The sequence below is a fragment of the Clostridium tepidiprofundi DSM 19306 genome, assembly GCF_001594005.1.
Lineage (GTDB): Bacteria > Bacillota > Clostridia > Clostridiales > Clostridiaceae > Clostridium_AC > Clostridium_AC tepidiprofundi.
The window spans coordinates 273,899-296,272 of the sequence record NZ_LTBA01000001.1 but is presented as its reverse complement, the minus strand read 5'-3'; the positions used below and the strand labels follow the sequence as shown (position 1 = coordinate 296,272).

Here is a 22,374-nt window from a genome sequence, read left to right as displayed (position 1 = left end):
AGTAAAAAAGCCTGTAATTCATCGAATTACAGGCTTTTTATCATAATATCATTAACTAGCAACTTTTTTAGTTGTTCTTCTTTTACTGTTTGATATTTCCATTGAAATTTTCTTACCTTTGATTTTTTTTCTATTCATTACATCTAAAATTTTATTTACATGGTGGCTAGGAACTTCGACAAAGGAAAACTTATCAAATATGTCTATAACTCCAATTTCACTTCCATTAATTTTAGCTTCACCAGCTATTGCACCTAGTATGTCTTTTGCTTGTATTTTATGTTCTTTACCAGCATTTAAATAAAGCCTAGTCATATCATCTTCAGTGCTGTCAAAAGTATCACTATCGTATGAGTTACTATCTATATTGCTTACTTTTTGAGATTCGATATGCATTTTCAATAATGCTGCCGCAATTTCTGTTGGTGAGCAATTATTATCAGTAATATTATTGATAATTTCAATATAATTTTTCATATCATCTTCCAGTAATATAGTTTTAATCTTATCTTGTAAATTGTTAATCTTTGCAATATTTACATCCTTAACAGATGGAATATTAGACTTTTTAATTTTCTTTTTGGTATAATTCATAATATTTTTTAATTTGTGATATTGTCCTTTTGAAACAAAAGTATATGAGCTACCTTTTCTACCAGCTCTACCAGTTCTTCCTATTCTATGAACATAGTATTCTTCATTTTCAGGAAGATCATAATTAAATACTGCTTCAATATCATCAATATCTATTCCCCTTGCAGCTACATCTGTTGCAACGAGAATATTGATAGTTCCTGAATTAAATCTCCTTAAAACATTTAATCTTAAATTTTGTTTCATATCACCATGAATCTTATCGCAAGCATATCCGCTGGCCTGAAGTTTTTCTGTTATATCATCAACTTTCTTTTTAGTGTTACAAAAAACAAGCGATAATTTATGGTTATTGAAATCTATTAATCTAGTCAATGCTTCAAATTTTTGTCTTTCAGGAATTTCAAAATAATATTGTTTTATTGTTGGAGTAGTGAGTTGCTTGTTTGCTATCTTTACTACAGCAGGGTTGTTTAGATATTTTTTAGCAAGCGATAATATACTCTTTGGCATTGTTGCAGAGAAAAGAATCATTTGCTTTTCATGCTCAATTTCATCGAGTATAGTTTCTATATCTTCCCTAAATCCCATATTAAGCATTTCATCAGCTTCATCCAATATAATGGTATTTAAATTGTCAAATTTTATAGTCTTTCTTCTCATATGATCCATTACCCTGCCAGGTGTACCTACTATAATGTGAATACCTTTCTTTAAGGCCTTAAGTTGGTAGTTGATTGATTGGCCACCATATATAGGTAATATGTTAATTCCATTAACATATTTTGAGAGTCTTTTCAATTCTTCGCTTATTTGAATCGATAACTCTCTAGTAGGGCATAAAATAATTGCTTGAGTCTTCTTTAATTTAGGTGATACTTTTTGCAATACAGGAATTCCAAAGGCGCTTGTTTTACCTGTTCCTGTTTGAGATTGACCAATAATATCTCTATTATCTAATATCAAAGGTATTGCTTCGCTTTGAATTGGTGTAGCATTTTCAAATCCCATGTCTGCTACTGCTTTTTTTAGTTCTTCTAAAATGTTTAATTCTTTAAATTTCATTAATTAAATCCTTCCTACAAGTTTATTATTAATATTATTTTCATAATTAATCTCAAAATTAAGTTAAAAAAACACTAACCTAATCATTATACTTGTTTTCATGATAAATAGCAAGTAAAAATGTTGTTATCATATATTGTAAATTTTAATTAATTTTCCCTGTAGCAGTTTTTACTTCACCAAAATGAGTTTAATTACGGTAACTCATAAGTTGATTATTGAATATGCTATATAAAGAAAATAAATTATATGAGGTGAAAACATTGCAAATACACGTTATTAAGCGGGGAGAAACTTTATGGAAAATTGCACAATTATACAGCATTCCTTTAACTCAGCTAATTCAAGCAAATAAGATACCTAATCCGGAAAAACTTGTAATAGGTCAATCCTTAGTTATTCCTATTTGGGGAATATATCATTGGGTAAAACCTGGTGAAAATTTGTATGAAATCAGTCAAAAATATGATATTTCTGTGCAAGAACTTGCAAGAATTAATGGAATTACTAATCCAGATGAAATTACAATAGGTATGAGACTTTATATTCCTCAAAAGAAAAGAAAATTGATAGATGTTGGGGCATATATCGATCCGAGTATAACAGCAGGACGTTCGGTTAAAGAAGTGGGTAAAATAGGAAATAATTTAACTTTTTTAAATGTATTTAGTTACCATATCAATTCAGATGGTACATTAACATCTTTAAATGATCAGAAAATAATAAATGCAGCTTACCAAAAGAGTATTGTGCCATTGATGGTACTTACTAATTTTGAAAATGGTACATTCAGCAAGGAAATAGCTTCAAAATTATTTAATGATAAAGTACTACAAGATAAGGTATTGCATGAAGCTATCAGTATTATGAAACAAAAAGGCTATTTAGGTTTGGATTTTGATTTTGAATATTTAGGTGCAGAAAATAGAGAAAAATATAATCAATTTTTAAGAAAAGCTTCAGCTGAACTCAAAAAAAATGGATATTTTATATCATCAGCGTTAGCACCTAAAATGAGAGAAAACCAAGTAGGTGTGTTGTATGAAGGACATGATTATGAGGCACATGGTAATATAGTTGATTTTATATTTTTTATGACATATGAGTGGGGATGGTCTGGTGGTCCACCTATGCCGGTTTCTCCAATAAATAAAGTTCGTAATGTTATGGAATATGCTATTTCTAAGGTTCCTAAAAACAAAATTATGATGGGAATTCCTTTGTATGGATATGATTGGACATTACCATATGTAAAGGGAGGAAAATGGGCAAAATCCATTAGTCCTCAACAGGCTATAATGTTAGCGGCAAAATATAATGCGAATATTCAATATGACATTGTTGCTCAGGCACCTTATTTTAAATATATTGATGAACAGAAAAAAGAGCATATAGTTTGGTTTGAAGATGCAAGAAGTATTCAAGCAAAATTAAATCTTGTTAAAGAATTGGGCATAAAGGGATTTTTCTATTGGGTAATGGGAAATGATTTTCCACAAAACTGGTTACTTGTTCAGGATAATTTTGTTGTTAGAAAAAGAGTGTGAAATGCATTAAAAAAATAATTTTGCTCAAAATATTATTAGAATATTGTGGTATATAGGGTTTGAATTACAAAAGTTTGGAAGGTGATTATGTTGAATGAGGAATTTACAAAACTAAGGATGCAGAGAGGGGAGTCTATAGAAAATATTGCTAACATATTGAATTTGTCTGTTGATGAGTATAATGATAAAGAAAAAGGGCATGTTTGCTTAACAAACCATGAAAAAACCATTCTTAGAGAGCACTATAGGCTAATATAAAATCAAGCATTAAAAACCGTAAGGTTTTTAATGCTTGATTTTATATTTCATATTATAGAATTGGGCGTTTTGTAAAATCGATAAATTTAAAAATTAACTATATATTATTCTAAAAAAATGTTGTAAAATGTTCTTGAGGAAATCGATTATTATTTGTGTTGAAATTTGAATCAAATGTTTTTGATTAAGTGGACTAGCCATAATGATATTAGGAGGAAAAACTATGAAAAAAGTTGCGGTAATATTTAATGGTGGTACAATTTCAATGAAGGTTGATCCAAAATTACAAGCTGCTGTACCAGGGTTGAGCGGCGAAGAGATTATGTCTATGGTAACAGGTATAGAAAAATTTGCAGAGATTAAAACTTATACTTATTCTAGTCTTCCTGGACCCCATATGACACCTGAATTGATGATGGGGTTATCAAAATGTGTGAGGGATTTACTAGAGAGAGATGATATATCAGGTGTAGTTGTAACTCATGGAACTGATACTTTAGAAGAAACAGCTTATTTTTTAGATTTAACAATTGATTCAGAAAAACCTGTTGTTGTAACTGGTTCTATGAGAAACAGTTCAGAATTGGGATATGATGGACCTGCTAATCTCGCAGCATCAATATGTACAGCTATATCTAAAGAAGCTAGAAATAGAGGTGTTCTTGTGTGTTTAAATGATGAATTGAATTGTGCTAGTGAAGTAACAAAAGAACACTCAATGCACTTAAATACATTTACAAGTCCAGAATTTGGTCCTATAGGAGTTGTGGATGACAATAAGGTTATTTTTTACAGAGACAATTTAAATAAACAGCATATTTTAACAGATTCATATGAGGAAAAAGTTGAATTAATAAAGGCTTGTGCTGGAATGGATGGTAAATTAATAGATTTTTGCGTAAAAGAAGGAGCAAGAGGATTGGTTATTGAAGGAATGGGAAGAGGAAATATTCCTCCTAAAATGGCGGAATCGGTTGAAAAGGCTGTAAAAAGTGGTGTTGTGGTTGTGCTTGTTTCTAGATGCTACAAGGGAAGAGTACTTGATTCATATGGTTATCCTGGAGGAGGTAAAGGATTAAGAGAATCAGGTGTGATTTTTGGAGATGCTTTGCCAGGACAAAAGGCTAGAATAAAATTAATTCTTGCTCTAGGTAAAACACATAATATTGAAGAAGTAAGAAATATATTTGAGGAAGGATTTTACGCTTAACGAATTATTGATTTATTATATATAAAAATGTTCGTATTTTTCATTGACATATAGTATATCCTCTGCTATCATAGAGTTGTAAATTTAATAGGATTGGATGCTTATATAATGCTGATAATATGGTTCAGCAGTTTCTACCGAATACCTTAAATATTCGACTATGAGTATTCTTAATGTATTTTATGCCATATAATAGCACTTTGTTGCTATTTATTTGGTGTATTAAGACGCTAAGAATCTCATTTTCTTAGCGTCTTAATTTTTATATTTTGCAGGAGGGATACATATGGAAAATTTTTTCAAGTTAAGAGAAAACGGCACTACTGTTAAGAGAGAAGTAATTGGGGGTATAACGACATTTCTTACGATGGCGTATATTATTGCAGTAAATTCAATTATTCTTGGTGAAGCAGGAATGCCAAAAGGGGCTGTAATAACTACAACTTGTTTAACAGCCGGGTTTACAACTATTTTGATGGGGCTTTATGCTAATTTGCCATTTGCACTTGCTTCAGGTATGGGGCTTAATGCTTTCTTTGCATATAGCGTTTGTGGAAGGGGAATACCATGGCAAGTAGCTCTTACAGCAGTTTTTGTTGAAGGTCTTATTTTTATAATTTTATCAGTAACAAAAGTTAGAGAAGCTGTTGCCAATAGCATTCCAAATACTTTGAAAATTGCTGTTACAGCAGGTATAGGATTGTTTATTGCATTTATCGGATTTGTAAATGCAGGTATAGTAGTTTTTGATAAAATAACCAAAATTAAGATGGGGAATTTTTCTGATCCTACTGTTATAATAGCACTTATTGGTATATTAGTAATGGTTGTTTTATATAAAAAGAATATAAAAGGTGCTATATTGGTTGGTATGGTTGTTAGTACGATTATTGCATGGGTTTATGCTACTATATCTCCGGATGTGGCTGCAGGGTTTAAGATTTTTAGACCAAGTGGTAATATATTTGATTTCCAGTCTATTAAACCTATTGCATTTAAAATTGATTTAACCTATTTTAAGGAACCAGCAAAACTTGTTTCGATATTGGGAATAGTTATAACATTTTTATTTGTTGATTTTTTCGATACGGTTGGTACATTAGTAGGGGTTGCTTCAAAGGCAGATATGCTAGATAGTGAAGGTAAAGTAAGGAATGGTGGAAAAGCATTATTGGTTGATTCTATTGGTACTACAGTAGGAGCACTTTTAGGAACATCTACAGTAACTACTTATGTAGAAAGTTCAGCAGGTGTTGCGGAAGGGGCTAGAACTGGACTAGCATCGGTTGTTACAGGAATTTTGTTTTTAGCAGCCATGTTTTTATCACCAATTTTTATGGTGATTCCAAGTTGTGCAACTGCACCAGCTTTAATAATGGTTGGTTTCTTTATGATGGGTAATATTGTTAAAGTCAATTTTGATGATTTCACTGAAGGTATACCAGCATTCTTGACAATTGCATTAATGCCTTTGACATATAGTATTGGTGATGGGTTAACAATAGGTATTTTATCATATGGAGTTATTAATTTTGTTTCTAATTTATTAGAAAAAGATGTAAGCAAGAAGAAAAAGGTTTCACCTGTGATTTATGTTCTAACTATAATATTCATTATAAAGCTTGTTTTAACTGGTTTACATGCAAAGGGAGTTATCTAAATTATATATAAAATGTTTATTTGCTATGATGGATAGTCTTCTTATGAAGTCTATCCATTTTTAGACGATGATTTTAAAAATATATTATTGCTCAACTATTTATAGTTTTGGTTTGTAAGAGCGACTAAAGTTGTAACAAACTTACTTTTAATTGAATAAAATATTATAATCAATTTTAGTGGAGTGATAATATGAAAATAAATAATAGATTAAATTCTATTGAGGAGTACCATTTTAAAGATTTAGAATCTATTAAAGAAAAGGCTAAATCGGATGGTAAGGAAATAATTGATTTAAGCATAGGAGATCCGGATTTGCCTATACATCCATCCATAATACGAGGACTTATTGATGGGTTGGATGGAGAGGAATTTAACAAATATCCACCTTATGATGGATTAAAGGAATTAAAGTTAGAGGTTATTAAATATTATAGAGAAGTTTTTTCTGTTAACTTAAATTTAGAGCAAGTAATTATTTTAATAGGTTCTAAGGAAGGTATTAACAATATTATTCCTGCTGTTTGTGATATTGGAGATATTGTTATTACACCACATCCCTCTTATCCAGTTTATAGAACGAGTGGTAAATTGTGGGGGTGCAAGACATATAATGTATTATTAAAAATGAAGAATAACTATATGCCTATACTTGAAGAAATTCCTTTAGCTATTGCTAGAAAAGCGAAGTTATTTTTTATAAATTATCCTAATAATCCTACTGGTGCGGTAGCTGATGAAATGTTTTATAAAGATATAATATCATTTTGCGAGAAGTATGATATAGTATTGTGTAATGATGCAGCTTATAATGAAATAATTCCACCCAATAAAAGGCCAACAAGTTTACTTCAATTTGATAATAAAATGAATTGTATAGAATTTGGAAGTATGTCAAAAACTTATAACATGACAGGATTTAGAATTGGATATGCTGTTGGTAATTCAAAAGTGATAAAGTCTTTATTAAAGATTAAAAGCAATGTTGATTCGGGACAATTTATACCTATTCAGAAAGCTGCAATAAATGCTTTAAAATTAGATAGAATGTATATAAATACTATGAGAAAGATTTATTATGAAAGAAAAGAAGCTACATGTGATATTTTGGATAAACATAATATTAAATATTTTAGAGGCGAAGGTACATTTTACATTTGGTGTACTACTCCTAAAAACTATACTACAAGTGAATTCTGTGGAGAATTATTAAAAGATTATGGAATTATAATAACTCCAGGTCACATATTTGGAAATATGTGCTATAATAATTTTAGAATTGCACTAACAAACACACGAGAATATATTTGCAACATGCTTTCCCAGATAGGTTATTATAATTGATAATTTTGGGTTGCAATTATGGATAAATTATATGTATAATAAATAATATGTTTTATATTAGTTTTGTGGCGATTTTGTGTGAAAGGTTAGTATGTAAGGGAGAGTTCTTAAAGAAAGGAGTTGAAAACCGTTATTAAGCTATATATAAATACTAAATAACGGTGCATTATTATGATATATAGTATGACAGGGTTTGGACGGGATAGTATAATGGAAGATGGGCAGTGTTTTGTGGTTGAAGTTAAAAGTGTTAATCATAGATATTTAGATATCAATGTTAAGATGCCAAGAACATTGATATCATTGGAAGATAAAATTAGAAAGCTTGTTAGTCAAAGAATCAGTAGAGGGAAGGTTGATATATACATTACTCAAAAAAGATTTGATAGAGAAGATGTTGAGGCATGCTTGAATGAAGTGTTAGCAGACAGTTATTATGATTGCTTATTAAAAATAAGGGATAGATATGGTGTTAGAGATGATATTTCTGTCAGCAGTATAGCACGTTTTCCAGAAGTGATTTCTATTCAACAGAAGGAAGAAGACTATGAAAAAGTATGGTCTATACTTAAGAAGCCACTTGAGGGTGCTCTTGAACTCATGATTTCCATGAGAAAGTGTGAAGGCGAAAAATTATGTAAGGACATATCTCAAAAGTGTGAAAATATTAAGCTATTGATTGATAACATTGAAAAAAGAGCACCTAAGGTTGTAGAGCAGTACAGTGATAAACTTAATGCAAGACTAAAGAAAATTCTTAATGAATCACAATATGATGAGAGCAGAATAGCTATGGAAATTGCTATTTTTGCAGACAAAGCAAGCATAGATGAGGAGATTGTTAGACTAAATAGCCACATTGTTCAACTTAGAGAGACTCTAAATTTAAGTGAGCCTGTTGGAAGAAAGCTTGATTTTATTGTTCAAGAGATGAATAGGGAAACTAATACTATTGCTTCAAAAGCTAATGATTTAGAAATAGTAAATGCAATTTTAAATGTTAAAAGTGAAATTGAGAAAATAAGAGAACAAACTCAAAATATAGAGTAGGTAAATTTAGGAGGAATAATATGGGTATTAAATTAATCAATATTGGATTTGGAAATATTATATCAGCAAATAGGCTTGTAGCAATTGTTAGTCCTGAGTCTGCCCCTATTAAAAGAATAATTCAAGAAGCTAGAGATAGAGGAATGCTTATCGATGCTACATATGGTAGGAGGACTAGGGCTGTAATAATAACTGACAGTGATCATATAATTTTATCTGCTGTTCAGCCGGAAACAGTTGCACATAGATTATCAAATAAAGATATAGATACTTCTGAAGAGGTGGATGTTTAATTATGGAAAGAGGATTGTTAATAGTCATTTCTGGGCCATCGGGTGCAGGGAAAGGAACTATATGTAAAGAATTAATAAGAAAAGGGAAATGTTGGCTTTCGATATCGGCTACAACTCGTTCTCCTAGAGAAGGTGAAGTTGATGGTGAAAATTATTATTTTTTGTCCAAAGAAGAGTTTGCTGATAAAATTAAAAATAATGAATTTTTAGAGTATGCTCAAGTATATAATAACTATTATGGTACTCCTAAGAAAAATATAGAAGAAAAACTTGATGCAGGAATAGATGTTATTCTTGAAATAGATATTCAGGGTGCATTACAAGTGAAAGAAGTTTGGAAAGAAGGGGTATATATTTTTATACTTCCACCATCTATGGAAGAACTTAAAAAGAGAATTATTAACAGAGGTTCAGAAACGGAAGAATCATTAAATACTAGGTTTAACTCTGCATATAGTGAACTTAATTATATGGGTAAGTACAATTATGCAGTAATCAATGATGAAGTTGAAACAGCTGTTCAAAAAATTGAAAGTATTATTATGGCTGAAAAATGCCGTGTACATAGAGTGAAAAATAATTATCTTAATAAGGAGGCAAAAATAAATGATTAATTCAGATGCTATGATTAATCCATCAATTGTTGATTTACTTAAAAAGGTTGATAATAGGTATTCTCTTATTATTGCATCATCAAAAAGAGCAAGGCAAATAATAGGAGGTAGTGATACATTTGCTCATGCACCTTCAAATAAACCTCTTACTATTGCTATTAATGAGATAAACATGGATGCACTATATCTTGAGGATGAGAAAGAAGGTATCTAGTACTATGAGTCACCAAAAGAAAACAGTTGTTTTAGGTGTAACTGGAGGAATTGCTGCATATAAAGCGCTCGATATTGTAAGTAGATTAAAAAAATATGATATCGATGTACATGTCATTATGAGTAATTCTTCATGTGAATTTGTTACACCATTAAGTTTTCAATCATTGAGCCAAAATATAGTTATTAGTGATATGTTTGCTGAACCAAAATCGTGGGAAATACAACATATATCACTTGCAAAAAAGGCAGATTTGCTTTTGATTGCACCAGCAACAGCGAATATTATCGGGAAAGTCGCAAATGGAATTGCTGATGATATGCTTTCAACTACTGTTATGGCAACAAAAGCTCCTGTTGTTTTTGCACCTGCAATGAACACAAATATGTATGCTAATAAAATTGTTCAAGATAATATAAGTAAATTAAAAGGATATGGATATGATTTTATTGAACCTAATAGTGGAAGGTTAGCATGTGGAGATAATGGAACTGGAAAATTAGCTGATACAAAATTGATAGCAGATATTGTAATTAGCAAACTACATACATGTAAAGATTTAGTTGGTAAAAAAGTTTTGGTAACAGCAGGACCTACTATTGCTCCTATTGATCCTGTAAGATATATTTCTAATAGATCATCTGGTAAAATGGGGTATGCAATTGCTGAGGAAGCACGTGATAGGGGGGCTGATGTTACATTGATTTCAGGACCTTGTGATTTAGAAATTCCCTTTGGTGTCAAATTTCTTAAAGTGGAAACAAATGGAGATATGTTGTGTTCTGTATTGAAAATTTATGATAATATGGATATAGTTGTAAAGTGTGCTGCTGTTGCTGATTATAAGCCTAAAAAATATGCAAAAGAGAAGATAAAAAAGACAGATAAAGAATTTACTCTTGAATTGGAAAAAGATAATGATATATTATATGAACTTGGAAAGAAAAAGAAAAATCAAATTCTTGTAGGATTTGCTGCAGAAAGTGAAAATTTGTTAAAGAATGCTGAAGCTAAATTAAATAAAAAGAATTTAGATATGATTGTAGCAAATGATATTTCATGTAATGATACAGGCTTTAAATCTGATTTTAACAGGGTAACTATATTGACACGCAATGATAAGTTTTCATTAGATAAGATGACAAAGAAGGAAGTAGCACACGAATTGTTTAATCTAATAAATAAATTAAAGCGCTAATGCGCTTTTTTGTTATGTAAAGTTCAGAAGGTGATGAAATGAGCTTATATGCCGGTATTGTAGTAAATAATTCTTCAAGGCAACTTGATAGGATTTTTACATATAAAGTACCAGAAAAATTAATAAATTATGTTTCTGTAGGGTACAGAGTTAAAGTGCCATTTGGCAATAGCAACAGATTAATTGAAGGATTTGTTATAGAAATATCTGATCAAAGTGATAAAATTGAAAATTTGAAAGACATTAATAAAGTATGCGATTCGTTTCCTGTGTTAACTAAAAATGATATAGAAATAGTTAAATTCATGAGAAGAAGGTATTTGTGCACGTACATAGATGCTATAAAAGTGTTTATTCCAAGAGGATTAATAAAGGGAAATACTTTCAAGATAAAAAAAACACTTGTTTTTAATAAGGAGTTAAGTGGAAAGTATATTAAAGAATATTATATAAAAATAATTGATATTGTAAAGGAAAATGAAGGTATATTTAGTAAAACTGAATTTGCAAATAAATTTGATGTGTCTATATCTTCGATAAATACTTTGATTAAGCATGACTTTCTAAAATTAAAAGAAGTTTCTGTTAGTAGGTTGGACAAAAAAATATATAAAAATTATGGTAAAAAAAATTTGACTACTGAACAGAAATATGCTGTTGATGTCATTAAAAATTCGAATGAAAAAATGTTCTTAATACATGGAGTAACCGGAAGTGGAAAAACTGAAATATATATGCATCTAGTAGATTATATGCTCAAACAGGGTAAACAATCAATTATACTTGTTCCAGAAATTTCACTTACTCCTCAAATGGTTGAAAGATTTAAAGGAAGATTTGGTACCAATATAACAGTTTTTCATAGTAGACTTTCTGATGGTGAACGATTTGATGAATGGATGAGAATAAAAAATGGTGAAGTAAATGTTGCAATTGGAGCTAGATCGGCTATATTTTTACCTTTTGATAATTTGGGACTTATTGTTATTGATGAAGAACATGAAAATAGTTATAAATCAGATAGTAATCCTAAATATAATGCAAAAGAAATTGCTTTTTTTAAATCAAAGTTTTATGATTGTAGGGTAGTATTGGGTTCAGCTACGCCATCAGTTGAAACATATTATGCATCTATGAACAAAAATATTAGATTAATTTCAATTAAAAATAGAGTCGATAGTTTGCCAATGCCAAAAGTTGAAATAGTTGATATGCGTGATGAACTTTTAAATAATAATAAATCAATATTTAGTAGAAAACTTTATGAAGAGATAAATGGGGCACTTTCAAAGAAGGAACAGGTAATATTATTCTTAAACAGGAGAGGATTTTCTAGCTTTGTTTCTTGCAGAAAATGTGGCTATGTGTTTAAGTGCGATAATTGTGATATATCATTAACATACCATAACAGTGGCAATTATTTAAGCTGTCATTATTGTGGAAAAAAATTTAGAGTTCAAAATGTTTGTCCTAAGTGTGGCAGTAAATATGTTAAGTACTTTGGACTTGGTACTGAAAAGGTTGAAGAGGAAGTTTTAAAGAAATTTCCTAATGCAAGAACATTGAGAATGGACTTTGATACTACAAGGAAAAAAAATTCTCATGAAAATATATATAAATCGTTTAAAAATGGTGAAGCTGATATTCTTATAGGTACACAAATGGTTGCAAAGGGACTAGATTTTCAAAATGTTACACTAGTAGGTGTTATTGCAGCAGATATGTCTCTCAATTTACCAGATTATAGAGCTCAAGAGAAAACGTTTCAGATTATAACGCAAGTATCAGGAAGAGCAGGTAGAGGAAAAAAGAAGGGTAAGGTAATTGTTCAAACATATGACCCAGATAATTTTAGCATAGTATGTGCTTCTAGCAATGATTATGAGAGATTTTACAAAGAAGAAATTAATTTGAGATATATTATGCAATATCCTCCATTTTCAAAGATTATGTTAATTAATTTATCATCTAAAAATGAAAAACAATTAATTGATAATACTAATAACATAGGAAATATTATTAGAAATAAAATAGTGACATATGATAAAATTAATATGTTAGGACCTAGTGCATGTTCTATTAATAAAATCAAAAACAATTATAGGTGGCAGATTATAATAAAGGGTAATTTGAATTATAAAATAATGGATGAAATAAAGACCATAGTGTACAATAATGTACCTCAAAGTACAGGTGTGAAAGTAAGTATTGACATTAATCCTAATAGCCTTATTTAGGGACATTAGTGAATAAAATTTTAATATTGATTTTAAAAGAAAGGAATGATTATGTATGGCATTAAGAAAGATAAGAATTTATGATGATGAAATATTGAGAAAGAAGTGTAGAAAAGTTGAAAATATAAATGAAAGAGTTTTGACTTTAATAGAAGATATGAAAGAAACTATGTATAAAGAAGATGGAGTAGGACTTGCAGCACCACAAGTAGGAATACTTAAAAGAATAGCTGTTATAGATGTTGGAGAAGGGCCTATTACAATTATTAATCCAGAGATAATAGATCAAAGGGGAAGTTATATCGATGTAGAAGGATGTTTGAGTATACCGGGAAAACAGGGAGAAGTTGAAAGACCAGAATGGGTTAAGGTAAGAGCTTTAAATGAAAAAGGAGAAGAAGTGATTTATGAAGGTGAAGAACTTCTTGCAAGGGCATTTTGTCATGAAATTGATCATTTAGATGGAATTTTGTTTATAGATAAAATAGTGGAGAGTGGTGAAAATGATTAAGATTATATTCATGGGTACTCCTGATTTTGCTGTGCCATCATTTGAGGCACTTGTTAAGGAATATGATGTAAAAGCTGTTGTAACACAACCAGATAGACCAAAAGGAAGGGGTAAAAAATTAGCTTTTTCACCAGTTAAGGAAGCTGCATTAAATAAAAATGTAGAAATATTTCAACCAGCTAAACTCAAAAATGATTCTGAAACTATAGAAAAACTAAAAAAAATTGCTCCGGATTTTATTGTTGTTGTTGCTTTTGGTCAGATTTTATCGAAGGAAGTATTAGATATACCCAAGTATGGATGTATTAATTTACATGCTTCTCTTCTACCTAAGTATAGGGGAGCTGCACCTATAAATTGGGCGATAATAAATGGAGAGAAAATTAGTGGTAATACAACTATGCTTATGGATGAAGGATTGGATACTGGGGATATTTTACTTAAGCAGGAAGTTGAAATAACACATAGTATGACTGCCGAAGAATTACATAATATTTTAATGAAAGAGGGGGCAGTATTATTAGTAGAGACTATTAATAAGTTTATGTCAGGGCAAATTCATCCTAAAAAACAACCTAAAGAGTGTGACTTTTATGCTTCTATGTTAAATAAGGATATGGCTAAAATAAATTGGAATTCCTCTGCCGAGAAAGTACATAATTTTATTAGAGGAATGAATCCATGGCCGGTAGCATATACACATTATGAAGACAGAATTATGAAAGTGTTTAGTTCAAAAGTAATATATGAAAAAACAAATAAAGAACCTGGAACAATATGTGATATTTCAAATGAGGGAATAAAAGTTGCATGTAAGGAGAATAGCATTTTAATTGATACAATTCAGTTTCCAGGTAAAAAACCTTTAAAAGTAAAAGAATTTATTAAGGGTAATTCATTAAAGAATGGTACAATACTGGTATAATATATACTAAAAAACGAGTCGAGGTAAAAATAATGGAAAATAGTAGAAAAGTTGCAGTGGATGTTCTCATTAATGTTTTTGATAGAAAGTCATATTCAAATATAACGCTAGATAAAATGCTTAATAGTTCAAAATTAAATGCACAGGATAGAGCATTAACAACAGAAATAGTATATGGTACAATCAAGTATAAATATACTATCGATAAGATTATAGATTCCTTTTTAGTCGAAGGATTAAGTAGTTTAGATAGTTCAATATTAAATATTTTAAGAATTTCAATTTATCAAATAAAGTATCTTGATAAAGTACCTAATTTTGCAGTAGTTGATGAAGCTGTAGAACTTGCTAAGAAATATAAATCTAAAGGAGCTTCAAAACTTGTAAATGCTGTTTTGAGAAATTATATTAGAAAGCCTGATAAACATAGTTTTAATAGATTTAGTTCCATTGATGCAATGTGTTCAGAGTTTTCTTTTCCAAAATGGTTAGTTAAATTGTTTACAAAGCAATATGGTGAAGCTCTAACAAAAAAAATACTTAAGGGTTTAAATGAGAGACCTTGTGTAACTGTTAGAGTTAATTCTTTAAAGGCAAGTTATGATGAGGTTTTTGAAGCACTTCAGCGAAATGGATATGTTGTTAAAGAAGGTATTATTTGTCCTGATGCAATTATGATTATAAGAGGGCAAAGTATTTTAAAAAATACTTTATTTGATGAAGGATATTTCACTGTTCAAGATGAAAGCGCAATGCTTGTTGCAGATTCGATGGATTTATGTGAAAATTTAAATGTATTAGATTTATGCAGTGCACCTGGGGGGAAAACTACTCATATTGCTGAGATAATGAACAATAAAGGAAGTATTGAAGCATTTGATATTTATGAAAATAAATTAGAATTGATTCAGAGCAATTTAATTAGGTTGGGCATCAATAATGTAAAGTGTAGCATTATGGATGCTGAGAAATATAATGAAAGTTTAAAAAATAGTGCTGATAGAGTGTTGATAGATGTACCATGTTCTGGGTTAGGAATAATAAGAAAAAAACCAGAAATAAAGTGGAATAAATCTAATAATCAATTGAATGCTTTGGTAAAAATTCAAAGAAACATACTGATGAATGCTTCGAGGTATGTCAAAGTTGGAGGAAGTATTTTATATTCAACTTGTACATTAAATAAGGATGAAAATGAAAATAACATATTATGGTTTATTAATAATAATACTAATTTTGAGATAGAGCCTTTGTATTTTGGAAAAGGAGATAATTTATTGTATTCAAAAGAAGGATATGTTACAATTCTGCCAAATGAATATATGGATGGATTTTTTATTTGTAAAATCAAAAGATTGAAGTAGGTGTTTTAATGGAAAACATATTAGATTATACTCTAGAGGAATTACAAATTTGGATGAAAGAAAATGGAGAGAGTTCATTTAGGGCAAAGCAAATATTTGATTGGATTTATAAGAATGAATGGAATTTTGAAAATATGTCGAATTTATCAAAAAAGACAATAAAAAATATTTCAGAGAATTTTTATATTGGTATTCCTGAAATAATAAGAGAGATAAAATCCGATATTGATGGTACTCAAAAGTTATTACTTGCACTGAAGGATAATAACCTTATTGAAGCTGTAGTAATGAAGTATAAATACGGAAATTCAATATGTATATCTACTCAAATTGGATGCAGGATGGGGTGTAAGTTTTGTGCATCTACTGTTGGAGGTATGATAAGAAATTTGACAGCAGGAGAAATGCTTGGCGAAATACTTAGAGCCCAAAATAAAATTGGGGACAGAATATCTAACGTAGTTTTAATGGGAACTGGTGAACCATTGGATAATTATGATAATGTAATGAAATTTTTAAAGATTGTTAATTCAAAATACGGTTTAAATATAGGGCAAAGACATATAACGCTTTCAACGTGTGGTATTGTGCCAAATATTATAAAATTGGCAGATGAAAAACTTCAAATTACTTTGGCTATTTCATTACATGCCCCAAACGATTTAATTAGAAAAAAGACTATGCCAATAGCAAATAAATATTCTATTAATCAAATTATAGATGCTTGCAAATATTATATCAATAAAACTAATAGACGAATTACATTTGAGTATGCTCTTATAAATGGACTTAACGATAAAAATGAACATGCTAAAGAATTAAGTAATTTGTTAAAAGGATTACTTTGTCATGTGAATTTGATACCTGTAAATGAAGTTACTGAAAGTGGATTTGTAAGATCAACTTCTGAAAGTATTAATAATTTTAGAAAGATTTTAGAATATAATGGAATAGAAACTACTGTAAGGAGAGAGATGGGTTCTGATATTAATGCAGCTTGTGGTCAGCTTAGAAGAAGTTATATGAAGGGTTCTTTAAAGTAAGGGGGGATAGTAATGGTAAGTGTGATATCGGATATTGGAAACGGAAGAAGCATTAACCAAGATTTTACAGGATACTTTGAAGAAAATGAAATAAGGTTTTATGCTATTGCTGATGGTATGGGTGGACATAATGCAGGAGAAATTGCAAGTGAAATAGCAATTAAGACGACAATTGAGGTCATTAGATCAAATTTAAACACTGAAGATTTAGAAGAACTTATGAGGAATGCTATTAGTGAAGCTAATAAAAAGATATATAATCTGTCAAATAAGGATAAAGCTCTGAAAGGTATGGGTACGACTATCACTACTTGTCTTATAAAAGATAATAAAGCTGTGATTGCAAATGTAGGTGATAGTAGCTGTATTGCAATTGAGGGTTATAACATTTTTAAAATTACAAGAGATCATTCTTTGGTTCAAGAGCTTATTGATAGTGGAGATATTACGGAGGAAGAAGCACAAAATCATCCTAACAAAAATATTATTACTAGAGCACTTGGAACTAATGCTTCAGTTGAGGTGGATATATTTATATTGAATCCTTGTGAAGTTGAAAGATTTATATTATGCACAGATGGATTAACTAATAAGGTTAAATTGAGTGAGATTCTAGAAATTGTTTACAATAATGATGAAGAAGAAAGCTGCAAAAAACTGGTTGAATTAAGCAAATATAAGGGCAGCTCCGATAATATTTCCGTTATTGTTTTTGAAGGAGTGAGAAAATATGATAGGAACTATACTAGGGAGTAGATATGAGATTATCGAAAAAATAGGAGAAGGTGGAATGGCTGAAGTATACAAAGCTAAATGCCATTTACTTGATAGATTTGTTGCTATAAAAATATTAAAAAAGCAGTTTGCAAATGATAAAGATTTTGTTAAAAAGTTTCAAAAGGAAGCTTCTTCAGCAGCTGGGCTATTAGGTACAAATATCGTAAATATATATGATGTTGGTAATGAAAATAATATTAATTATATTGTTATGGAACTTGTAGAGGGCAAAACTTTAAAGGAAATAATTAACGAAAATGGGCCATTGCCCATTGAAAAAGTGATTGACTATAGCATTCAAATTGCCAAAGCTTTAGAGTGTGCACATAAAAATAATATTATTCATAGAGATGTAAAGCCTCATAATATTTTAGTTACAGATGAAGAAAATATTAAGGTAACTGATTTTGGGATAGCAAAGGCTTCAGGTTCGGCTACAATAACTAACACTTGTAAAGTTATGGGTTCAGCACATTATTTTTCACCCGAACAGGCTAAGGGAAGCTATGTTGATTGTAGAACTGATATTTATTCATTAGGAATTGTTATATATGAAATGGTAACTGGTAGAGTACCATTTGATGCAGAAAGCCCTGTTTCTGTTGCACTAAAACATATTCAAGAACCAGTAATACCACCTAGATTAGTTAATCCAAATGTGCCAAGTAATCTAAATAACCTTATTTTAAAATGTATTGAAAAGGAACCAATAAAAAGATATCAATCTATAAGTGAATTGCTTAATGATATTAACATGATTAAAAGAAATAATAGCTATGATATAATTACAAAAGATATTGATGATGGAAATACTAAAATCATGGATCCAGTCATAGTAGATGATAAAAAAAATGCCAATAAAAGGTCTAGGAGTATTAAGAAAAATAAAAATAAAAATAATAAATCAAAATCTAGGATTTTTGTTGCTGTTTTAGCATTATTAGCAATAGGTATATTATCAGGTTGGGGTTATGGAAAAATAATGAGTAGAATGAATGCTATTAAAGAAGTACTAGTACCAGATGTTGTAGGATTGAGAAAAGAAGAAGCTAAGATAAAAATTGAAAACTCTGGTTTGAATTTTATATTAGGGGAAAGTGAAACAAGTGATGAGCCTAAGGATAAAGTTTTAAGAACTTTTCCTAATTCAGGGTCAAAAGTAAAAGTACATTCTGATGTTACAGTTTGTGTTAGCAAAGGTCCTGAGAAGGTTTTGGTAAGAGATTTTAGAGAATATGATTATATTACAGCTAAGAATATTATTAAAAATGATAATTTGAGAGTTGAAATTTCGTATGAGTTCAGCGATGTAATTTCAAAAGGAAGGATAATAACACAAACACCTGAGCCAGGAGTGAAAGTTAATAAAAATGATAAAATTGTTCTCGTGGTAAGCAATGGTCCTAAAGTTAAAATTGTTACTGTGCCTGATTTAAATGGATTAACTTTGAATGAAGCGAAAACACTCTTAAAACTGAAGAAGCTTAATTTAGGAAATTCGGTTAAAACATTAATTGATAAAAAAGAACTCAATGGAAAAATATATAGTCAAAGCATTGAAAAAAATGATGAAGTTAAAGAGGGTAGTAAAATTGATGTGAGTTATTATGTTTATGACAGTAAAGAGGTACAAAGGGTAAAAGTACCAAATTTTGAGGGTATGACTGTTTTAAAAGCAAAGGAATTAGCTAATTCGAAAGGAATTAACATTAATGTTTATGGAAAAGATAATGATATTGTAGTATCTCAAGATAAGGAAGCTGGAAGTGAAATATATTTAGGAGATATAGTTAATTTATCTATTGACTAATCGTTGATTATATAGATATATTAAAATATATATTACATTTTGAAAGGAGTTGAAAAACCGTTAATAAGTATCAATGAATAACGGTAATATGAGAGGGATAATTACTAAAGGAATAGGTGGACTTTATTTTGTTAGTATAGGCGATTCAATTGTAAAGTGTAAAGCTAGAGGCAAATTTAGATACAATGGCCTTACACCCACTGTTGGTGATGAAGTTGAAATATCTATAGATAATGATGAAGGTGTAATAGAAAAAATATTTGAAAGAAAGAATGAATTAATTAGACCTGTTGTTGCAAATGTAACACAAGCATTTGTTGTAATTACTTTGAAAAATCCAAAGTTAAATATGGATTTGCTTAATAAATTTCTTATATTATGTGAATATAACAACTTAAATATTGTTTTATGTGTTAATAAGATAGATTTGGTTTCTGAAAGAGATTTTTTAAAATTTGATGCTTTTAAAAATATCGACTATGAAATTATTTATACTAACGCTATGACAGGTCGAGGCATAGAGAGATTGAAAAATAAAGTAGATAACAATATTTCGGTATTTTGTGGTCCTTCTGGAGTGGGTAAATCAACATTATTAAATGCTCTAGTTGGTGAACAAATTATGAAGACAGGTGATATAAGTAGCAAACTAAAGAGAGGAAAGCACACTACAAGGCATAGTGAACTTATAAAATGTTCTGAAGGGTATTTAGTAGATACACCAGGTTTCTCATCGTTGGATATTTCTTTTATTGATGAAACAGAACTTCAATATTGTTTTCCTGAATTTAGACCGTATATTGGTATGTGTAAGTTTTCGAATTGTATTCACTATAAGGAACCAGACTGTTGTGTAAAACAGGCTGTTATGGAAAATAACATATGTAAAGAAAGATTTGATTTTTATATTAAGACACTAGAGGAACTTAAGAATAGGAGGAGTAATAAATGGTAAAGATTGCACCATCAATATTGTCAGCAGATTTTTCTCAACTAGGAAAGGATATTGAATTAATTGAAAGATTCGGTGCTGATTTTGTTCATATTGATGTAATGGATGGAATGTTTGTTCCAAATATTTCCTTGGGAATACCAGTGATTAAGAGTATAAGAAAAATGACAAAATTACCTTTTGATGTACATTTAATGATTGAAAAGCCAGATAGATATATAGAAGATTTTGTTGATGCGGGTGCAGATATAATTACGGTTCATTACGAGGCTGATAGACATATAGACAGGACTATTAATTATATTAAAAGTTTTGGTAAAAAAGCTGCAATTGCTATTAACCCAGGTACGCCTGTATGTGTAATAGAAGAACTTATTGGTGAAATAGATATGGTATTGATAATGACTGTTAATCCTGGATTTGGAGGTCAAAAATATATAAATTATTGCTCAAATAAAATAAAAAATGTTAAACAATTAGCGGACAAGTATAATCCAAATCTATTGATTGAAGTAGATGGGGGAATAAATGATAATATTATAAAGAATGTTGTTGACTGTGGAGCTAATGTAGTAGTAGCGGGTTCTGCTGTGTTTAAAAATGGTGATGTTGAACAAAATATTAATAGATTAAGGGAAGCATTAATATGAAGGCTGTCATAGTTTCAGGAGGAATGCCGCCATCTAAGGAAATTTTAGAGAATGAACTGATAGAAAGTTCTTTGTTGATTTGTGCCGATGGAGGAGCTAATTGTGTACTTGATTATGAAATTATTCCAGATTATTTGATTGGAGATTTTGATTCAATAGATGAAAGAAAATTAAAGTTTTTGGAAAGCACATCGTGTAAAATTGAGAGATATCCAACAGAAAAGGATTATACTGATTCAGAATTGGCATTGTTTAAAGCAGCTGAGATGGGAGTAGATGAAATCTGTTTTTTAGGGTGTACGGGAACGAGAATCGATCACGTATTTGGAAATATATGTTTATTACATAAAGCAGCAAATATGAATATTAATGCTGTAATAAAAGATAATAACAATGTTATTAGTTTGATGAATAATTCTGGTAAGATTTTGGGCAAAAAAGGGCAGATTTTTTCGATTCAGCCTTATTGTGATTTAGTTAAAAATTTATCAATTACTGGAGCAAAGTATCCATTAACCAATTATGATTTGCATATTGGTGATGTTATTACGATTTCTAATGAGTTTTTAAGCAATGAAGTTGAGATCACATTTGAATCGGGTAGCATATTGATTTTTTGCAGTAAAGATTGATAATATTTATAGAAATAACACAAGAAAACACCCTTGCTTATCTAGGGGAGTTTACAAAGCATGTAGAAAATTTATCTACATGTTTTTTTGTAACCAAATTATTATATGTTCATATAATGGTAGTAGAGTATTTTTGGAGGGTAAATAAGTGTCCAAAAAAAAATAAATATAGAAGTGTTATATATAAGAAAAAGAGTAAAATTAAAAAGTATAGGTTTATTATTTTAGCAATAATCGCTATAATTATTGTTATTCCAGTTATTGGATGGATAATGGCAATTGGAGGATTACTTATATTTGTAGGATGGAATATTATCGATAGGAAGCATTAGGGGGTAAATTTATGAAGTTTGTTACAATTAAAGTTCCCAAATTCATATCTAGGATAATAAGAATTTTCATGAAGAAACAAAAATAAAAAAATGCA

General features: G+C 29.7%; 22 protein-coding genes and 1 riboswitch. Of the genes, 21 read left to right on the top strand and 1 reads right to left on the bottom strand.

The window, feature by feature from the left end; translation table 11 throughout:
* Window positions 1-51: 51 nt before the first annotated feature.
* Window positions 52-1,659, bottom strand: a complete 1,608-nt coding sequence (locus CLTEP_RS01555) for a DEAD/DEAH box helicase (protein WP_066821505.1) — start codon at window positions 1,657-1,659, stop codon at window positions 52-54.
* Window positions 1,660-1,922: 263 nt separating this feature from the next.
* On the opposite strand from CLTEP_RS01555, the gene CLTEP_RS01550 reads away from it, so the two are divergent.
* The 21 genes from CLTEP_RS01550 (at window position 1,923) to CLTEP_RS15055 (ending at window position 22,279) form a co-directional block, all read left to right on the top strand.
* Window positions 1,923-3,206 (top strand): glycoside hydrolase family 18 protein, encoded by a 1,284-nt coding sequence (locus tag CLTEP_RS01550; RefSeq protein WP_066821897.1) that lies wholly within the window; start codon window positions 1,923-1,925, stop codon window positions 3,204-3,206.
* Window positions 3,207-3,293: 87 nt separating this feature from the next.
* On the top strand, window positions 3,294-3,464 hold the full coding sequence (locus CLTEP_RS14810; protein ID WP_161938337.1) for a hypothetical protein: 171 nt from the start codon (window positions 3,294-3,296) through the stop codon (window positions 3,462-3,464).
* Window positions 3,465-3,687: 223 nt separating this feature from the next.
* Window positions 3,688-4,674 (top strand): asparaginase, encoded by a 987-nt coding sequence (locus CLTEP_RS01545; RefSeq protein ID WP_066821501.1) that lies wholly within the window; start codon window positions 3,688-3,690, stop codon window positions 4,672-4,674.
* Between the two features lie 81 nt (window positions 4,675-4,755).
* Window positions 4,756-4,855: riboswitch (purine riboswitch) on the top strand.
* Window positions 4,856-4,960: 105 nt separating this feature from the next.
* Window positions 4,961-6,334, top strand: coding sequence for an NCS2 family permease (locus tag CLTEP_RS01540; RefSeq protein WP_066821490.1), 1,374 nt, complete (start codon window positions 4,961-4,963; stop codon window positions 6,332-6,334).
* Window positions 6,335-6,525: 191 nt separating this feature from the next.
* On the top strand, window positions 6,526-7,677 hold the full coding sequence (locus CLTEP_RS01535; protein WP_066821487.1) for an aminotransferase class I/II-fold pyridoxal phosphate-dependent enzyme: 1,152 nt from the start codon (window positions 6,526-6,528) through the stop codon (window positions 7,675-7,677).
* 171 nt (window positions 7,678-7,848) lie between these two features.
* Complete coding sequence (locus tag CLTEP_RS01530; RefSeq protein WP_066821484.1) at window positions 7,849-8,727, top strand: YicC/YloC family endoribonuclease; 879 nt, start codon at window positions 7,849-7,851, stop codon at window positions 8,725-8,727.
* Window positions 8,728-8,747: 20 nt separating this feature from the next.
* Entirely contained in the window at window positions 8,748-9,020 is a 273-nt protein-coding gene (gene remA, locus CLTEP_RS01525) for an extracellular matrix/biofilm regulator RemA (protein WP_066821481.1), read from the top strand.
* A complete protein-coding gene (gmk, locus tag CLTEP_RS01520) occupies window positions 9,020-9,634 on the top strand; it encodes a guanylate kinase (RefSeq protein WP_201786576.1) in 615 nt (204 codons plus the stop codon). Before remA ends, gmk begins: the two co-directional genes overlap by 1 nt.
* Window positions 9,627-9,848 carry a DNA-directed RNA polymerase subunit omega gene (gene rpoZ / locus CLTEP_RS01515; RefSeq protein ID WP_066821476.1) on the top strand — a complete coding sequence of 74 codons (222 nt, stop codon included), beginning with the start codon at window positions 9,627-9,629 and terminating at the stop codon, window positions 9,846-9,848. The genes gmk and rpoZ overlap by 8 nt, the downstream gene beginning before the upstream one ends.
* Window positions 9,829-11,046: a bifunctional phosphopantothenoylcysteine decarboxylase/phosphopantothenate--cysteine ligase CoaBC gene (gene coaBC, locus CLTEP_RS01510; RefSeq protein ID WP_242863845.1), complete on the top strand. Its 1,218-nt coding sequence runs from the start codon at window positions 9,829-9,831 to the stop codon at window positions 11,044-11,046. Before rpoZ ends, coaBC begins: the two co-directional genes overlap by 20 nt.
* A gap of 38 nt (window positions 11,047-11,084) precedes the next feature.
* Window positions 11,085-13,283 carry a primosomal protein N' gene (priA, locus tag CLTEP_RS01505; protein WP_066821473.1) on the top strand — a complete coding sequence of 733 codons (2,199 nt, stop codon included), beginning with the start codon at window positions 11,085-11,087 and terminating at the stop codon, window positions 13,281-13,283.
* Between the two features lie 55 nt (window positions 13,284-13,338).
* Window positions 13,339-13,794 (top strand): peptide deformylase, encoded by a 456-nt coding sequence (gene def / locus CLTEP_RS01500; protein WP_066821469.1) that lies wholly within the window; start codon window positions 13,339-13,341, stop codon window positions 13,792-13,794.
* Window positions 13,787-14,719: a methionyl-tRNA formyltransferase gene (gene fmt, locus CLTEP_RS01495; RefSeq protein WP_066821458.1), complete on the top strand. Its 933-nt coding sequence runs from the start codon at window positions 13,787-13,789 to the stop codon at window positions 14,717-14,719. The genes def and fmt overlap by 8 nt, the downstream gene beginning before the upstream one ends.
* Window positions 14,720-14,751: 32 nt before the next feature.
* Entirely contained in the window at window positions 14,752-16,083 is a 1,332-nt protein-coding gene (gene rsmB, locus CLTEP_RS01490; RefSeq protein ID WP_066821455.1) for a 16S rRNA (cytosine(967)-C(5))-methyltransferase RsmB, read from the top strand.
* An 8-nt stretch (window positions 16,084-16,091) separates the two neighbouring features.
* The gene (gene rlmN / locus CLTEP_RS01485) at window positions 16,092-17,126 is read left to right on the top strand and encodes a dual-specificity RNA methyltransferase RlmN (RefSeq protein ID WP_066821452.1); all 1,035 of its coding nucleotides are present in this window, start codon (window positions 16,092-16,094) and stop codon (window positions 17,124-17,126) included.
* A gap of 12 nt (window positions 17,127-17,138) precedes the next feature.
* Complete coding sequence (locus CLTEP_RS01480; RefSeq protein ID WP_066821449.1) at window positions 17,139-17,882, top strand: Stp1/IreP family PP2C-type Ser/Thr phosphatase; 744 nt, start codon at window positions 17,139-17,141, stop codon at window positions 17,880-17,882.
* Complete coding sequence (gene pknB / locus CLTEP_RS01475) at window positions 17,857-19,713, top strand: Stk1 family PASTA domain-containing Ser/Thr kinase (protein WP_066821446.1); 1,857 nt, start codon at window positions 17,857-17,859, stop codon at window positions 19,711-19,713. The genes CLTEP_RS01480 and pknB overlap by 26 nt, the downstream gene beginning before the upstream one ends.
* An 88-nt stretch (window positions 19,714-19,801) precedes the next feature.
* The gene (gene rsgA / locus CLTEP_RS01470) at window positions 19,802-20,668 is read left to right on the top strand and encodes a ribosome small subunit-dependent GTPase A (RefSeq protein ID WP_066821891.1); all 867 of its coding nucleotides are present in this window, start codon (window positions 19,802-19,804) and stop codon (window positions 20,666-20,668) included.
* A complete protein-coding gene (rpe, locus tag CLTEP_RS01465) occupies window positions 20,662-21,315 on the top strand; it encodes a ribulose-phosphate 3-epimerase (protein WP_066821444.1) in 654 nt (217 codons plus the stop codon). Before rsgA ends, rpe begins: the two co-directional genes overlap by 7 nt.
* The gene (locus CLTEP_RS01460; RefSeq protein ID WP_066821442.1) at window positions 21,312-21,947 is read left to right on the top strand and encodes a thiamine diphosphokinase; all 636 of its coding nucleotides are present in this window, start codon (window positions 21,312-21,314) and stop codon (window positions 21,945-21,947) included. The genes rpe and CLTEP_RS01460 overlap by 4 nt, the downstream gene beginning before the upstream one ends.
* On the top strand, window positions 21,944-22,279 hold the full coding sequence (locus tag CLTEP_RS15055; RefSeq protein WP_066821440.1) for a hypothetical protein: 336 nt from the start codon (window positions 21,944-21,946) through the stop codon (window positions 22,277-22,279). The genes CLTEP_RS01460 and CLTEP_RS15055 overlap by 4 nt, the downstream gene beginning before the upstream one ends.
* The last annotated feature ends 95 nt before the right edge of the window (window positions 22,280-22,374 follow it).

Bases quoted from the DNA above. Each gene is read 5' to 3' on its own strand.
- CLTEP_RS01555 (WP_066821505.1), bottom strand. From the start codon at position 1,659: ATGAAATTTAAAGAATTAAACATTTTAGAAGAACTAAAAAAAGCAGTA.
- CLTEP_RS14810 (WP_161938337.1), top strand. From the start codon at position 3,294: ATGTTGAATGAGGAATTTACAAAACTAAGGATGCAGAGAGGGGAGTCT.
- CLTEP_RS01545 (WP_066821501.1), top strand. From the start codon at position 3,688: ATGAAAAAAGTTGCGGTAATATTTAATGGTGGTACAATTTCAATGAAG.
- CLTEP_RS01540 (WP_066821490.1), top strand. From the start codon at position 4,961: ATGGAAAATTTTTTCAAGTTAAGAGAAAACGGCACTACTGTTAAGAGA.
- CLTEP_RS01535 (WP_066821487.1), top strand. From the start codon at position 6,526: ATGAAAATAAATAATAGATTAAATTCTATTGAGGAGTACCATTTTAAA.
- CLTEP_RS01530 (WP_066821484.1), top strand. From the start codon at position 7,849: ATGATATATAGTATGACAGGGTTTGGACGGGATAGTATAATGGAAGAT.
- remA (WP_066821481.1), top strand. From the start codon at position 8,748: ATGGGTATTAAATTAATCAATATTGGATTTGGAAATATTATATCAGCA.
- rpoZ (WP_066821476.1), top strand. From the start codon at position 9,627: ATGATTAATTCAGATGCTATGATTAATCCATCAATTGTTGATTTACTT.
- coaBC (WP_242863845.1), top strand. From the start codon at position 9,829: ATGAGAAAGAAGGTATCTAGTACTATGAGTCACCAAAAGAAAACAGTT.
- priA (WP_066821473.1), top strand. From the start codon at position 11,085: ATGAGCTTATATGCCGGTATTGTAGTAAATAATTCTTCAAGGCAACTT.
- def (WP_066821469.1), top strand. From the start codon at position 13,339: ATGGCATTAAGAAAGATAAGAATTTATGATGATGAAATATTGAGAAAG.
- fmt (WP_066821458.1), top strand. From the start codon at position 13,787: ATGATTAAGATTATATTCATGGGTACTCCTGATTTTGCTGTGCCATCA.
- rsmB (WP_066821455.1), top strand. From the start codon at position 14,752: ATGGAAAATAGTAGAAAAGTTGCAGTGGATGTTCTCATTAATGTTTTT.
- rlmN (WP_066821452.1), top strand. From the start codon at position 16,092: ATGGAAAACATATTAGATTATACTCTAGAGGAATTACAAATTTGGATG.
- CLTEP_RS01480 (WP_066821449.1), top strand. From the start codon at position 17,139: ATGGTAAGTGTGATATCGGATATTGGAAACGGAAGAAGCATTAACCAA.
- pknB (WP_066821446.1), top strand. From the start codon at position 17,857: ATGATAGGAACTATACTAGGGAGTAGATATGAGATTATCGAAAAAATA.
- rsgA (WP_066821891.1), top strand. From the start codon at position 19,802: ATGAGAGGGATAATTACTAAAGGAATAGGTGGACTTTATTTTGTTAGT.
- rpe (WP_066821444.1), top strand. From the start codon at position 20,662: ATGGTAAAGATTGCACCATCAATATTGTCAGCAGATTTTTCTCAACTA.
- CLTEP_RS01460 (WP_066821442.1), top strand. From the start codon at position 21,312: ATGAAGGCTGTCATAGTTTCAGGAGGAATGCCGCCATCTAAGGAAATT.